This is a genomic window from Herbaspirillum sp. SJZ099, assembly GCF_007828355.1.
In the GTDB taxonomy this organism is placed as follows: domain Bacteria; phylum Pseudomonadota; class Gammaproteobacteria; order Burkholderiales; family Burkholderiaceae_D; genus Herbaspirillum.
In genome coordinates this window covers 21,152-33,716 of record NZ_VIUO01000014.1, presented here as the reverse complement: position 1 = coordinate 33,716, position 12,565 = coordinate 21,152, and the positions used below count along the sequence as shown (strand labels likewise).

Here is a 12,565-nt window from a genome sequence, read left to right as displayed (position 1 = left end):
TCGATCACTGATAAGCGATGTCGGCGCGACGGTTTTCAGCGTAGGAGGCTTCGTCCTGGCCCAGGGCCTTCGGCTTTTCCTTGCCGAAGGATACGGCTTCGACTTGCGACTCCGACACGCCCAGCAGCACCAGTGCCTTGCGCACGGCTTCTGCACGCTTCTGGCCCAGGGCCAGGTTGTACTCGGCGCCGCCGCGATCATCGGTGTTGCCCTGGATGATCACCTTGCGGTCCTTGTGGGCCACCAGGTACTTGGCGTGGTTTTCAACCACGGAGCGGTATTCGTCCTTGACGGTGTAGCTGTCGTAGTCGAAGTAGACGCTGCGCTTGGCCAGAACGCCTTGCGGGTCGTTCAGCGGATCGGCGGAGCCGGCGTTGACGGTGCCGACGGCGCGCATATCGGCGCCGCTGCCGGAACCGGCGCGGTTTTCAACAGGGGCGTTCTTGTCGTCCAGTTTGGTGGACGAGCAAGCGGCCAGCAAAACAGCGCTGGAGACGATGAGGGCGAGGGTGCTGATGGTACGCATTTTGGATTTCTCCTTGTCGTGATGAATGTTAATGTTGGATTTCTTTATTTCATTTCATGAACGGACCCCAAGTCGGTTCCCTGATATCTCCGACTTGCGTTGTCAGACGCTGCTTGACACGGCCATCGACAGATACGATGGCAAGGGATCCGCGACGACCAGCTTCCGTCGCGTACATAATGTATTTGCCGTTGGGGGCAAAGCTGGGCGATTGGTCGCGGCTGCCGTCGGACAGGCGCTGTTCCTGGCCGTTGGTCAGGTCCAGCGCGTACAGCTGGAACTGGCCGTCGCGGCGCGAGATGAAGGCCAGCGTCTTGCCGTCGGGCGAGATGCGCGGGCTGATGTTGTAGCTGCCGTTGAAGGTGACGCGCTGGGCGCTGCCGCCGTCCACGCCGACCTTGTAGATCTGCGGGCCGCCGCTGCGGTCGCTGGTGAAGTAGATGCTGCCGCCGTCAGGCGAGAAGCGCGGTTCGGTGTCGATACCGGAGGTGTTGGTCAGGCGGCGCAGGCCGGAGCCGTCGGCATTGATGATGTAGACCTGGGTCAGGCCGTCGCGCGACAGCGCCACCGCCAGGCGCGAGCCGTCGGGCGACCACGACGGGGCCGAGTTGCTGCCCTTGAAATTGGCGACGACGGAGCGTTGGCGGGTCACCAGGTTCTGAATGTAGATGATCGGTTTCTTGGCTTCGAACGAGACGTAGGCGACCTTGGTGCCGTCGGGCGACCAGGCCGGCGAGATGATGGGCTCGTTCGAAATCAGCGCGACCTGCCGGCCTTCGCCGTCGGCGTCGGCCACTTCAAGGCGGTATTCGCTGCCCGATTTGGTCACGTAGGAAATGCGGGTCGAGAAGATGCCGGGGATGCCGGTCAGCTTCTGGTAGATGTCGTCGGCGATCTTGTGCGCGGTCAGGCGGATCAGCTGCGGCTGGCTGCCGAAGGACAGCGCCGAGAGCTGGCTCGACTGCACGGTGTCGAACAGGCGGTAGCGCACGTCGAAGCGGCCGTCGGCCAGGCGCTGCACGCTGCCCACGGCCAGCGCGTTGGCGCCGCGCTTTTGCCAGTCGGCGTAGTTGATGACGGACGAATCGGACAGCGCGTCGCTGTTGTCGATCAGCTTGAAGATGCCGCTGCGGGCCAGGTCGGCCTTGACGATGGAAGTGATCTGCTGCGGTGCGGCTTCTTCGCCGGGAAAGGCGGCCACGGCGACGGGAATCTGGGTCGCGCCCACGCCGGTGATCTCGAAGCGCAACTGCGCCTGCGAAGCCGGCGCAAAGGACAGGCTGGCGGCGGTGACGGCAATGCTGGTCAGGTAACGGACATTTATCATCGTTTACTGATCTTTCGGGTAATGGGTGAAAGTAAAGCTGGACGGCACCTTGCCATCCTTGTCCGCCGGGAACGGCTGCGACTTCATGACGGCCTGGCGCACCGCATCGTCGAAGCCGGGCAGGCCCGACGCCTTGATGGTGCGCACGCTGCGTACCGTTCCGTCCGGGAACAATTCGACAGTGTACTCCCCGGCGGGGTTTCCGCTCAGATTGGCGGGTACATCGAAGATCGTATTGGAACGGATCTTGGCGCGCAGCTTGTTGGCGTAGTCCGGAGTGCCCTTGGGGCCCTGCGACTTCTCGGCCGTGCCGCTGCCGCCGGTGGCGCTGGTCGCCTGGCCCATCATCCGCTTCAGGTCTTCCTGGCGGCGCGCCTCGGCGGCCTTGGCGTCGGCAGCCGCCTTCTTCTTGTCGGCGGCTTGCTTCTCGGCATCGGCCTTCTTCTTGGCCTCTTCCTCTTTCTGCTTGTCTTCCTTCAGTTTCTTCTGCTTCTCGGCTTCGAGCTTTTCCTTCTTCTCGCGTTCGGCCTTTTCCTTCTCAGCCTTCTCTTTTTCCGCCTTCTCCTGCTTTTCCTGCTGTTCCTTCTTCTCCAGCTCCTGCTTGCGTTTCTTTTCCTTTTCCTGGGCGATATCGGGCTTCTCGACCTTGGGCTCGTCGATCACCTTGGGCGGCTGCGGCTTGGGTTCGGGCTGGATTTTCGGTTGCGGCTCGGGTTGCGGTTCCGGCTGGGGCGGCGGCACGGGCAGGGGCGCCGCTTCCTTGTATTGCGGATCCCAGATCTCGGCCTCGACCGTCAGCGGCGTCTCGTTCTGCCAGCGGATGCCGATCCAGAAGAACAGGAACAGCGCGACGTGCATCACCAGCGCCAGCGCGATGGCGCGCCAGCGGCCGGGAGGCCTGGGGATGTTGTACGGAGAGTTGTCGCTCATGGTGACTGCTTGGTAGCTGCTCACTTGGTGGCCAAGCCGACGCGCGCGATCCCCTGTTTCTTCACTTCGGAAATCACCTGCACCACCTCGTCGTACTTGATGTCCTTGTCGGCCGAGATCATCACCGCCAGGTCCGGATTGTCGGCGTGCAAGGCCTGCAGGCGCTCGGACAGGTCGACCTTGCCGGTCACGGTTTCAGCCTTCTTGCCGCCGCTCTTGGGGCCGTTGAGGCGGATCGTGGCCTGGGTGTTGGGCTTCAGGGCGATTTCGATGTAGTCGGCCGGCGGCTGCGTGGACTTGCCGGCGGTCGGCAGGTTGATCACGCTCGGATTGGTAATGGGGGCGGCGACCATGAAGATGATCAGCAGCACCAGCATCACGTCGATGTAAGGCACGACGTTGATTTCCGACTTGAACTTGCGGGTGCGGCCCCCGCGCATCGATGAGCCTGCCATTAGCGTGCCTGACGTTGCAAGATGTTGGAGAATTCTTCGATGAAGCTCTCGAAACGGATCGCCAGGCGGTCGATGTCGTGCGAGTAGCGGTTATAGGCCACCACCGCCGGAATCGCCGCGAACAGGCCGATGGCGGTGGCGATCAGCGCTTCGGCAATGCCGGGGGCAACCGCCGCCAGCGTGGCCTGTTGCACGTTGGCCAGGCCGCGGAAGGCGTTCATGATGCCCCACACGGTGCCGAACAGGCCGACGTAGGGCGAGACCGAGCCGACCGAGGCCAGGAAGGCCAGGTGCGATTCCAGCGCATCCATCTCGCGCTGGTAGGCCGCGCGCATGGCGCGGCGCGCGCCGTCGAGCAGGGCGCCGTTGTCGGCCGCGCCGCCGCGTGCGGCCACCGAGGCCTTGGCCTTGTTGAATTCACCCATGCCGGCCTGGAAGATGCGTTCCAGCGCGCCGCCGCTGCCGCCCGCCTTGCGGCGGTTGGAGAGGGCATCCTGGTACAGCGCGGCGAGGTTGCCGCCGGACCAGAAGACGCGCTCGAATTCTTCGGTCTGTATGCGGGCGCTGCGGATGGCGAACATCTTGCGGAAGATGTAGGTCCAGCTGATGACCGATGCAGACAGCAGCAACAGCATCACCAGTTGCACCAGGACGGACGCGTTGGCGATCAGCGAAATGAAGGACAGGTCTTGTGTGACGTTCATGGGGAAGTGTGGCGGCTAAAAGGGCGGCAATTAAAAGGACTGCAAATTGTAAGAGCAAAGATTTCGGTTCCGATACCGGCGCTTGTTAAGAAAAGCTTGCCGGCAACTGACATGTTCTTGGTAGCCATGTGCTCATGGCGCATCCTGCCGGGGCAGCCCGGGGGCAGTCTTGATGCGCGACAGCAGTTCTGCGGGAATTTGTTGCGGTCGGAAGCTTGCGGCATCGACGCAGACCACGGTGATGCGTCCACGGGCCAGCAATGTTGCTTCCTGGTTATTTCCGGCGGCGCCGTTCCCCGACGGCAGGCGCCAGGCTTCCTGGACAAATTCAATGGAAGCGTTTCGGAGCTTTTCGACCACGACCGTGAGCTTGAGTTCATCGTCCAGCCGGGCCGGGGAGAGATAATCGACGCTGGTGCCCTTGACCACGAAGATGGCGCCGGTGGTTTCGGCCAGCTGTTGTTGCTGGAAACCGAAAGAGCGCAGCCACTCGGTGCGGGCGCGCTCGAAGAATTTCAGGTAATTGGCGTAGAAGACGACACCGCTGGTGTCGGTATCTTCGTAATAGACTCGGATCTTCCAGTCGAACGGACTACTGGCGGCACTCATATGCTTCTTGTTATTCGGCGAATTGTAGTTGCAGCGGCACGGAAAATGTTGCTTGCATGAAACGGCCAGGGCCCGGTGGAATGTGAGAGCTGCGGCGTTGTGGCACCGCAGCAGACTCCCATTCTACCTCATCCATTACTGTTTGCGCTTGACGTTGAAGGGCGAAAAGCCTTGGCAAGTCGGCATCAGTTCCATGTAATTGATGTTCACGTGGGCTGGCATGGTGGCGACCCAGAAGGCCGCTTCGGCGATATCCTCGGCGGTCAGCGGCTGGGTGCCTTCATAGACCTTGGCCGCGGCCGCGTCGTCGCCCTTGAAGCGCACGTTGGAGAACTCGGTGCCGCCGCACAGGCCCGGCGCCAGGTTGGTGGCGCGCACACCGGTGCCGACCAGGTCGGCGCGCAGGTTCAGCGTGAACTGGTCGACGAAGGCCTTGGTGGCGCCATAGACGTTGCCGCCCGGATAAGGATAGGCGCCGGCCACCGAACCCAGGTTGATGATGGTGCCGCTGCCGCGCTTGACCATGGCCGGCAGCAGGGCGTGGGTGATGGTCACCAGGCCCTTGACGTTGGTGTCGATCATGGTTTCCCAGTCCGACAGCGCGACTTCGTGGGCCGGGCCCAGGCCCAGGGCCAGGCCGGCATTGTTGACCAGTACGTCGATGTCCTTCCACTGGCCCTGCAGGCTGGCCAGGCCGGATTCGATCGATTGCTTGCTGGTCACGTCCAGCACCAGCGGCAGCACATTGCCGGCGCCCAGTTCGTTGACCAGTTCATCCAGGCGTTCCTTGCGGCGGCCGGCGGCGATCACCTGATGTTCGTTCTTGACGAATTTGCGCGCCATGGCGGCGCCGAATCCTGCGGTTGCTCCTGTAATCAAAACGACCATCTGCAAATCTCCTGTTGTGGTGCGGGGCCGGCGGCAGCCTTGGCGCGGGCGCTGGGCCCGGCGGGATTGCCGTCCCGGAAAGAAAACGAAATTGTAGCCCAAAGCCGGTTTTTACGAGGGCAGGCTCGCTTTCAGGGCAGGGCGGGCGGTGTTGCGCGATGGCGAACCGTCTTGCTGAAATCGCCCCGTTTCAATACAATGCGCTCACCATTTCGTCTCACGTGACTGGCGAAAAGCCGGAGCATCTCCGGCCAAGATGGGCATCCATCGGGAAGCGTGAGATTTCATCAGCCGTGCGCCTGGGCAGCCGAATGGAAAGTACGACTGAGGCTGCCCGCAATCCTACCTGTTTGGCCCCTCATTCGATTTTGAAGTCGACCCGAATGGCATTGTGCCGCCGTGACGGTTGGTCTTCGGCCGCACCTCATCAATTTGGAGAAACCATGTTTGACAAGAACCAGACTCTCGCAACAGTCGATCCGGACCTGTGGTCTGCCATCCAAAAGGAAAACACCCGCCAGCAAGAGCACATCGAGCTGATCGCTTCGGAAAACTACACCTCGCCGGCGGTGATGGAAGCCCAGGGTTCGCAACTGACCAACAAGTACGCCGAAGGCTATCCGGGCAAGCGCTATTACGGCGGCTGCGAATACGTGGACATCGCCGAGCAACTGGCGATCGATCGCCTGAAGGCCCTGTTCGGCGCCGAAGCCGCCAACGTGCAGCCCAACTCCGGCTCCCAGGCCAACCAGGGCGTGTTCTTCGCCATGTTGAAGCCGGGCGACACCATCATGGGCATGTCGCTGGCCGAAGGCGGCCACCTGACCCACGGCATGGCGCTGAACATGTCCGGCAAGTGGTTCAACGTCGTCTCCTACGGCCTGAACGACAAGGAAGAGATCGACTACGAAGCCATGGAAGCCCTGGCGCGCGAGAAGAAGCCCAAGCTGATCATCGCCGGCGCTTCGGCCTACTCGCTGCGCATCGACTTCGAGCGTTTCGCCAGGATCGCCAAGGAAGTCGGCGCCTACTTCATGGTCGACATGGCCCACTACGCCGGCCTGATCGCCGCCGGCGTCTACCCGAACCCGGTGCCGCACGCCGACTTCGTCACCTCGACCACCCACAAGTCCCTGCGCGGCCCGCGCGGCGGCGTGATCCTGATGAAGGCCGAGCATGAGAAGGCCATCAACTCGGCGATCTTCCCGGGCATCCAGGGCGGTCCGCTGATGCACGTCATCGCCGCCAAGGCGGTGGCCTTCAAGGAAGCCGCCTCGCCGGAATTCAAGGCTTACCAGCAGCAAGTGGTGAAGAACGCCGACGTGCTGGCCAAGACCCTGATCAAGCGCGGCCTGCGCATCGTCTCCGGCGGCACCGAGTCGCACGTGATGCTGGTGGACCTGCGCCCGAAGAAGCTGACCGGCAAGGAAGCCGAGGCGATCCTGGGTTCTGCCCACATCACCTGCAACAAGAACGGCATCCCCAACGATCCGGAAAAGCCATTCGTGACCTCCGGTATCCGCCTGGGCAGCCCGGCCATGACCACCCGCGGCTTCAAGGAAGAGCAAGCGGAAAAGGTCGGCAACCTGATCGCCGACGTGCTGGACAACCCGCATGACGCCGCCACCATCGAGCGCGTGAAGGCCGAAGTCAAGAAGCTGACCGACGCGTTCCCGGTCTACGGCTGATCATGGCCGCATGACCGCATGGGGGCCGCCAGGCCGCCATGGCTTGTTTGCAGTTCGAGCTGAGCGACGGCGCCCGGGACCGGGCGCCGTCGCTTATCCGCAGTACCATGTGGTTTGAGCGTGTTTGCCAACCAGCAGGCCGGCAGATACGGATAACGCAACAGTAACGACCGCCCATTGCCGCCATGAAGTGCCCATTCTGCAATCACGAAGATACACCGGTGCTGGACACGCGCGTTTCCGAAGACGGCAGCTCGATCCGCCGCCGGCGCCGTTGCGACAATTGCGACAAGCGTTTCACCACCTATGAGCGCATCGAGCTGACGATGCCGGTGATCGTCAAGAAGAACGGCAGCCGCACCGAGTTCGACCCGGCCAAGTTGCGCGGCAGCCTGATGTTGGCGTTGCGCAAGCGTCCGGTATCGGCCGAGGCGCTCGATGCCGCCATCCAGAGCATCCAGGAAAAGCTGCTGCAAAGCGGTGCGCGCGAAGTGATGTCGGGCCAGATCGGCGAACTGGTCATGCGCGAACTCAAGCGCCTGGACAAGATTGCCTATATCCGTTTCGCTTCGGTGTATAAGAGTTTCGAGGATGTGACCGAATTCCAGGATGCCATCGCCGAAGTCGGGCATGAGCGCAAGGGCGCCAGGAAACGGGATATCTGAAGAATCAGAGGAAGGCGGGTGCCGTTGCGCAGGCCGATATCCGGGCGCAAGGCAATAAAGATGCAAAGATGCGAGGAAATGAAAAACGGCTGCAGATGCAGCCGTTTTTCATGGAATCAAGTCCCGCCTGTGCCGCTGTGCCGGCATCCTGAACCTGACGGTTCAAGTTGGCTGCAGTAGTTCAATTTCGGGTTCATCGGACTAGCGACGCTCACGCCCATCGAACGATCCTACAGCCTATGCTCGTAAATGGTTCAAGGAATATATGGCAACCGCGAACACGGCAGGAGTACAAAGTCTAACGCAATCGGCCGGCGAGTCCAAGGACTTAGTACAAAAATATAACGCGAATTTGTAACGGAACAGGCTTGTGTGCGGGAGTGTTTCCTGCTCTATCTTTCCGGGGCAGCGGCTTCTTGCATTGCGATAACAATTTCATGCCCGCTTGCCGCAATGCCCGTGCCGATGCGTTGCGCATCTGGCAATGCAAGGGCGCGATGGCAATGGGGCGCATCGCGGAGGGATCGCAATAAAAAACGGCTGTCGCGCAGACAGCCGTTTTTTATTGGCGGCGCGGCCGAAGTCAGAACAGTTTTTCCTGCGGCGCCAATGCCTGGTCCAGCACGTCGTTGATGGCGGCGACCTGCTGTTTCCATTCGGCGATGGTCAGGCCGGCGAACGGGCCTTCGGCTTGCTGGGTGGAGAGCAGTTCGGCGGCGATGCCCAGGGCGGCCATCACGGCGATACGGTCGGTGCCCTTGACCTTGCCGGCGTCGCGGATGGCGCGCATCTTCTGGTCGAGATAGCTGACGGCATGGTGCAAGGCAGCCTGTTCGCCTTCGCGGCAGGCCAGGGTATAGGGCTGGCCCATGATGGTGGCCTGGATCTGGATGACGCTCATGCGGCCTCCTCAGTGGTTTGCGCCGGTTCCTCGGGTTCGGCGGCAGGCAGTTCGGACAGCGCCGCGCTGACGCGCTGGTAGGCTTCATCGATGCGCTGGTTCAATTGCGCATTGTCGTCGGTCAGCGTCTTGACGTGACGGCGCAGCTCGGCATTTTCATCGCGCAGGTTCTGTGCCAGTCGGGCGAGCTGGGCGACTTTGTCGGCCAGTTGTTGGAATTCTGAACTCATCTTGGTGGGTCGCTGGATAGGAATTGAGCGCAATCGCCAATTGTCGAGGATCGCGCAATTATATGCTCATTGGCGGGGTCGGACAGCATATCCAGGGCCTAGTTGCAGCGCGGTTGGATTTTGTTTCAATTCCGTTGCCCGCCGGCGTGCCAGGAAAAGATCAGAGGGCGCCGCCTGCGCTTCAGTCGCCGCACCGGCTGGCCTGGCCGCGGCTGCGCAACTGGGTCTGCTGCAGCACGAAGCCATCGAAGGCGGTCAGCAGCGGGTGGTACTTCTCGCTGTTTTTCTCCAGCTGCATCAGCGCATAACCGGCGGCTTCCAGCGTGGACAACTGCTCCGGCTTATGCGCCTTGCGGATCACGTATTGCGACAGCGGCGTGTCTTGCAGCGCCAGCCGCGGCAACGCATGCAGCAAGGGATTCTCATGCAGCATCTTGCGGCTCTTGCGCCAGGTGCCATCCAGGATCACCAGCCGCAGCCGTTGCTCGGGCGGCTGGCCGTCGATGGACATCGTGCGCGCATCGAAGCGGGAGCTGGCCGGCGTGCCGGCATCTTCGGTATAGAGCAGCACCGGCTGCACCGGCAGCTCGATGCCGGCGCCGGAGGGGAGCATCGAAGGCGCGTGCAGCAAGGCATGCAACTCGGCGGGGTCGAAGATTTCTCCCACCGCCAGCTTGCTGTGCGGCAGGCTCAGGTGCAGCAGGCGCGCACTGTTCTTGGCGCTGCCGGCTTCCTGCGGATGCTGCAGGATCAGCACGTCGAAGAGATGGTCGATCGGCGAAATCCAGTGGCAGATGCATGCCGTCTGGGCACGTTGGCAGCGGGAACAGAGCTGGCGGCGAGGCTGGAACGGATCGTGGGACGACATTAACATAGGGGGTTCCTCAATGATGGATGCGGTCGGATGCGGGCGGGCCGCGTTTGCAGGCGCGGTAACCGATCTGGCGTAAGTTTCTCCAGCGTCCGTCAAATAGTGAAAAAAATCGTTAATCTCACTGAACAAGTAGATTGGCCTTTGAAAATCACCCAGTCAATCGGTGCACATCGAACATTTACTCCCTGTTTTTCTGGGTGGAGTTGAATAATTTCAATGCCGGTTCTTTTTCTTGGCGGCACGGGCAGATGCCGCAGCATGTTGCATCCGGCCCATCCGCTGCATCCGGTGCGTCTTAACCATGTCGATCATCAATGAATAATGCGTCCTAGAAAATCCGCCCAGCAAGATAGCGCCAGCCAGATCGACGATCCGGCGCCGGAGCCGCCCGTCGAGCCGCAACTGGAAGACTGTTGCGGCAGCGGTTGCGTGCCCTGCATTTTCGATATCTATGAACAGGCGCGCGAGCGTTATCTGGCGCAGCTGGAAGCCTGGAAGCAACGCCAGGCCGAGCGCGCCGCCGACGGCAGGAAACCTCGCCCAAAAAGCGCGAAATGATGTCGCGCCGGCGCCAGGCGGGCCATGCCGCCGGCCGCCGCGGCCTTCATACCTTCAGGTAATCCTCGCGCCCGCCCAGCCAGCGCGCCAGATGGCGCTCGACGATGTCCGGCGCATGTTGCAGCAGCGCCTGCGCGGTGTCGCGCGCCTTTTCCACCAGCCATTGGTCGGTCGCCAGGTCGGCGAAGCGCAGCATGGCTTCGCCCGACTGGCGCGCGCCCAGGAATTCGCCGGGGCCGCGGATGTCGAGGTCGCGCCGGGCGATCTCGAAGCCGTCGGTGGTCTCGCGCATGATCGCCAGCCGCTCCTTGGCGGTGCCGCCCAGCGGCCCCTGGTACATCAGCAGGCACACGCTGGCGGCCGAACCGCGGCCCACGCGCCCACGCAGCTGGTGCAACTGCGACAGGCCGAAGCGCTCGGCATGCTCGATCACCATCAGCGAGGCATTGGGCACGTCCACCCCGACTTCGATCACCGTGGTCGCCACCAGCACATGGATTGCGCCGCGGCTGAATCCTTCCATCACGATCTGTTTTTCCACCGGTTTCATGCGTCCGTGCACCAGCCCGATGGTGAGGTCGGGCAGGGCGGCCGACAAGGTGGCGTGGGTGTCGGTGGCGGTCTGCAACTGCAGCGCCTCGGATTCTTCGATCAGCGGGCAGACCCAATAGATCTGCTTGCCTTCCAGCGCCGCCGCATGCACGCGTTCGATCACCTCGTCGCGCCGGTTCTGGTCGATCACGCGGGTCACGATAGGCGAGCGGCCCGGCGGCAGTTCGTCGATCACCGACACTTCCAGGTCGGCGTAATAGGTCATGGCCAGCGTGCGCGGGATCGGCGTGGCCGACATCATCAACTGGTGCGGCACGGTGGCATTGTCGGCCTCGGCCGGGTTGAAGCTCTTGTTGCTCTTGTTACGCAAGGCCAGCCGCTGGCCCACGCCGAAACGGTGCTGCTCGTCCACGATCACCAGCCCCAGGTTGTCGAACTGCACCGTGTCCTGGATCAGCGCATGGGTACCTACCACCAGCCGCGCCGCGCCGGACTCGATGTGGGCCAGCGCCTCGGTCTTTTCCTTCTTCTTCTGGCTGCCCGAAAGCCAGGCCACACCCACGTCCAGCGGCTCCATCCAGGCCGCGATCTTGCGGAAATGCTGCTCGGCCAGGATTTCGGTCGGCGCCATCAGCACCGCCTGGAAACCGCTGTCGATGGCCTGGGCCGCGGCCAGCGCCGCCACCACCGTCTTGCCGCTGCCCACATCCCCCTGCAGCAGGCGCTGCATCGGGAAGGAGTGGCGCAGGTCGGCGCGGATTTCTTCCAGCACGCGCTCTTGCGCCCCGGTCAGCTTGAACGGCAGTTGCTTGATCAGGTCGGCCGTCACCCTCCCGGTCACCGGCAGCGCGCGCGCAGTCTTGGCGCGGCGCGCGGCCTGGGCGCGCTTCAGCGACAACTGCTGCGCCAGCAGTTCGTCGAACTTCATGCGGATCCAGGCCGGGTGCGAGCGCTCGATCAGCGCATGCTCGTCGACATCCGGCGGCGGGTTGTGCAGCAGCCGCACCGACGGTTCGAAGGCGGCCAGCTTGAGCGTGTCCAGCATCGACGGCGGCAGCGTGTCCTGCCAGTCGAGCCGGCTCATGGCATTGGCGATGGACTTGCGCAGGTAGGTCTGCGACAGGCCTTCGCCGGCCGGATATACGGGCGTGAGCACATCGGGCAGCGGCGCGCCCTGGTTGACGACCTTGTATTGCGGATGGACCATCTCGGCGCCGAAGAAGCCGTGGCGCAGTTCGCCGCGCACCCGCACCCGCGTGCCTTCGGCCAGTTGCTTGGTCTGGCTGCCGTAGAAATTGAGGAAGCGCATCACCAGCTGGCCGCTGTCGTCGCCCACCGTCACCACCAACTGGCGGCGCGGCCGGAACTGCACGTCGCAGGCGGTGACCACGCCCTCTACCTGCACCGTCTGCAGGCCGCGCAGGGAGGCCTCGGCGATGCTCATGAGCGTGGTTTCATCCTCGTAGCGCAGCGGCAGGTGCAGCGCCAGGTCCATGTCATTGTGCAGGCCCAGCTTGGCCAGCTTGTTTTCGGGTTTGGCGGCGCCGGCCGCCCCGGCTTTGGCGGCGTCCTTCTTGTCCGAGCTCTTGCTCGTGGTTTTCTTCGCGGTAGCGGGCATGCGTCGTGGCGGCGTTGGTCGTGGCGCGTCGGGTGCGGGC

The 12,565-nt window shown here is 62.9% G+C and carries 14 protein-coding genes, 1 other RNA gene and 1 riboswitch; of the genes, 3 read left to right on the top strand and 12 right to left on the bottom strand.

Going from position 1 to position 12,565, the window contains the following annotated elements; genetic code table 11:
• Positions 1 to 4 precede the first annotated feature (4 nt).
• The 7 genes from pal to FB597_RS19445 form a co-directional block, all read right to left on the bottom strand.
• The gene (gene pal, locus FB597_RS19475; protein ID WP_141917398.1) at positions 5 to 526 is read right to left on the bottom strand and encodes a peptidoglycan-associated lipoprotein Pal; all 522 of its coding nucleotides are present in this window, start codon (positions 524 to 526) and stop codon (positions 5 to 7) included.
• 49 nt (positions 527 to 575) lie between these two features.
• Complete coding sequence (tolB, locus tag FB597_RS19470; RefSeq protein WP_141917395.1) at positions 576 to 1,853, bottom strand: Tol-Pal system beta propeller repeat protein TolB; 1,278 nt, start codon at positions 1,851 to 1,853, stop codon at positions 576 to 578.
• Between the two features lie 3 nt (positions 1,854 to 1,856).
• Positions 1,857 to 2,783, bottom strand: a complete 927-nt coding sequence (gene tolA, locus FB597_RS19465) for a cell envelope integrity protein TolA (RefSeq protein ID WP_144770444.1) — start codon at positions 2,781 to 2,783, stop codon at positions 1,857 to 1,859.
• Between the two features lie 20 nt (positions 2,784 to 2,803).
• Positions 2,804 to 3,238 carry an ExbD/TolR family protein gene (locus tag FB597_RS19460; protein ID WP_141917389.1) on the bottom strand — a complete coding sequence of 145 codons (435 nt, stop codon included), beginning with the start codon at positions 3,236 to 3,238 and terminating at the stop codon, positions 2,804 to 2,806.
• Complete coding sequence (tolQ, locus tag FB597_RS19455) at positions 3,238 to 3,942, bottom strand: protein TolQ (RefSeq protein ID WP_141917386.1); 705 nt, start codon at positions 3,940 to 3,942, stop codon at positions 3,238 to 3,240. The genes FB597_RS19460 and tolQ overlap by 1 nt, the downstream gene beginning before the upstream one ends.
• Positions 3,943 to 4,074: 132 nt before the next feature.
• On the bottom strand, positions 4,075 to 4,551 hold the full coding sequence (gene ybgC / locus FB597_RS19450) for a tol-pal system-associated acyl-CoA thioesterase (protein ID WP_144770443.1): 477 nt from the start codon (positions 4,549 to 4,551) through the stop codon (positions 4,075 to 4,077).
• A gap of 135 nt (positions 4,552 to 4,686) precedes the next feature.
• Entirely contained in the window at positions 4,687 to 5,439 is a 753-nt protein-coding gene (locus FB597_RS19445; protein ID WP_144770442.1) for an SDR family oxidoreductase, read from the bottom strand.
• 211 nt (positions 5,440 to 5,650) lie between these two features.
• Positions 5,651 to 5,751, top strand: a riboswitch (ZMP/ZTP riboswitch).
• Between the two features lie 131 nt (positions 5,752 to 5,882).
• Between FB597_RS19445 and glyA the strand changes: the two genes are divergently transcribed.
• Positions 5,883 to 7,127 carry a serine hydroxymethyltransferase gene (gene glyA / locus FB597_RS19440; protein WP_144770441.1) on the top strand — a complete coding sequence of 415 codons (1,245 nt, stop codon included), beginning with the start codon at positions 5,883 to 5,885 and terminating at the stop codon, positions 7,125 to 7,127.
• A gap of 185 nt (positions 7,128 to 7,312) precedes the next feature.
• Positions 7,313 to 7,792: a transcriptional regulator NrdR gene (nrdR, locus tag FB597_RS19435; RefSeq protein ID WP_141917375.1), complete on the top strand. Its 480-nt coding sequence runs from the start codon at positions 7,313 to 7,315 to the stop codon at positions 7,790 to 7,792.
• Positions 7,793 to 7,908: 116 nt separating this feature from the next.
• On the opposite strand, the gene ssrS is transcribed toward nrdR, so the two are convergent.
• From ssrS to FB597_RS19415, 4 genes are all read right to left on the bottom strand, one after another.
• A non-coding RNA gene (gene ssrS / locus FB597_RS19430) (6S RNA) lies at positions 7,909 to 8,085 on the bottom strand.
• Between the two features lie 290 nt (positions 8,086 to 8,375).
• A complete protein-coding gene (locus FB597_RS19425) occupies positions 8,376 to 8,693 on the bottom strand; it encodes a cell division protein ZapA (RefSeq protein WP_141917373.1) in 318 nt (105 codons plus the stop codon).
• The gene (locus FB597_RS19420; protein WP_141917370.1) at positions 8,690 to 8,923 is read right to left on the bottom strand and encodes a DUF904 domain-containing protein; all 234 of its coding nucleotides are present in this window, start codon (positions 8,921 to 8,923) and stop codon (positions 8,690 to 8,692) included. Before FB597_RS19420 ends, FB597_RS19425 begins: the two co-directional genes overlap by 4 nt.
• 181 nt (positions 8,924 to 9,104) lie before the next feature.
• Positions 9,105 to 9,797, bottom strand: a complete 693-nt coding sequence (locus FB597_RS19415; protein WP_144770440.1) for a tRNA-uridine aminocarboxypropyltransferase — start codon at positions 9,795 to 9,797, stop codon at positions 9,105 to 9,107.
• A 321-nt stretch (positions 9,798 to 10,118) separates the two neighbouring features.
• On the opposite strand from FB597_RS19415, the gene FB597_RS19410 reads away from it, so the two are divergent.
• Positions 10,119 to 10,355, top strand: a complete 237-nt coding sequence (locus FB597_RS19410) for an oxidoreductase-like domain-containing protein (protein ID WP_144770439.1) — start codon at positions 10,119 to 10,121, stop codon at positions 10,353 to 10,355.
• A gap of 46 nt (positions 10,356 to 10,401) precedes the next feature.
• On the opposite strand, the gene recG is transcribed toward FB597_RS19410, so the two are convergent.
• Positions 10,402 to 12,525, bottom strand: coding sequence for an ATP-dependent DNA helicase RecG (gene recG / locus FB597_RS19405; RefSeq protein WP_144770438.1), 2,124 nt, complete (start codon positions 12,523 to 12,525; stop codon positions 10,402 to 10,404).
• Positions 12,526 to 12,565: the final 40 nt, after the last annotated feature.

Coding starts and splice junctions, on each gene's coding strand:
- tolA (WP_144770444.1), bottom strand. CDS start 2,783: ATGAGCGACAACTCTCCGTACAACATCCCCAGGCCTCCCGGCCGCTGG.
- FB597_RS19425 (WP_141917373.1), bottom strand. CDS start 8,693: ATGAGCGTCATCCAGATCCAGGCCACCATCATGGGCCAGCCCTATACC.
- FB597_RS19445 (WP_144770442.1), bottom strand. CDS start 5,439: ATGGTCGTTTTGATTACAGGAGCAACCGCAGGATTCGGCGCCGCCATG.
- FB597_RS19410 (WP_144770439.1), top strand. CDS start 10,119: ATGCGTCCTAGAAAATCCGCCCAGCAAGATAGCGCCAGCCAGATCGAC.
- FB597_RS19460 (WP_141917389.1), bottom strand. CDS start 3,238: ATGGCAGGCTCATCGATGCGCGGGGGCCGCACCCGCAAGTTCAAGTCG.
- recG (WP_144770438.1), bottom strand. CDS start 12,525: ATGCCCGCTACCGCGAAGAAAACCACGAGCAAGAGCTCGGACAAGAAG.
- tolB (WP_141917395.1), bottom strand. CDS start 1,853: ATGATAAATGTCCGTTACCTGACCAGCATTGCCGTCACCGCCGCCAGC.
- glyA (WP_144770441.1), top strand. CDS start 5,883: ATGTTTGACAAGAACCAGACTCTCGCAACAGTCGATCCGGACCTGTGG.
- nrdR (WP_141917375.1), top strand. CDS start 7,313: ATGAAGTGCCCATTCTGCAATCACGAAGATACACCGGTGCTGGACACG.
- FB597_RS19420 (WP_141917370.1), bottom strand. CDS start 8,923: ATGAGTTCAGAATTCCAACAACTGGCCGACAAAGTCGCCCAGCTCGCC.
- FB597_RS19415 (WP_144770440.1), bottom strand. CDS start 9,797: ATGTTAATGTCGTCCCACGATCCGTTCCAGCCTCGCCGCCAGCTCTGT.
- tolQ (WP_141917386.1), bottom strand. CDS start 3,942: ATGAACGTCACACAAGACCTGTCCTTCATTTCGCTGATCGCCAACGCG.
- ybgC (WP_144770443.1), bottom strand. CDS start 4,551: ATGAGTGCCGCCAGTAGTCCGTTCGACTGGAAGATCCGAGTCTATTAC.
- pal (WP_141917398.1), bottom strand. CDS start 526: ATGCGTACCATCAGCACCCTCGCCCTCATCGTCTCCAGCGCTGTTTTG.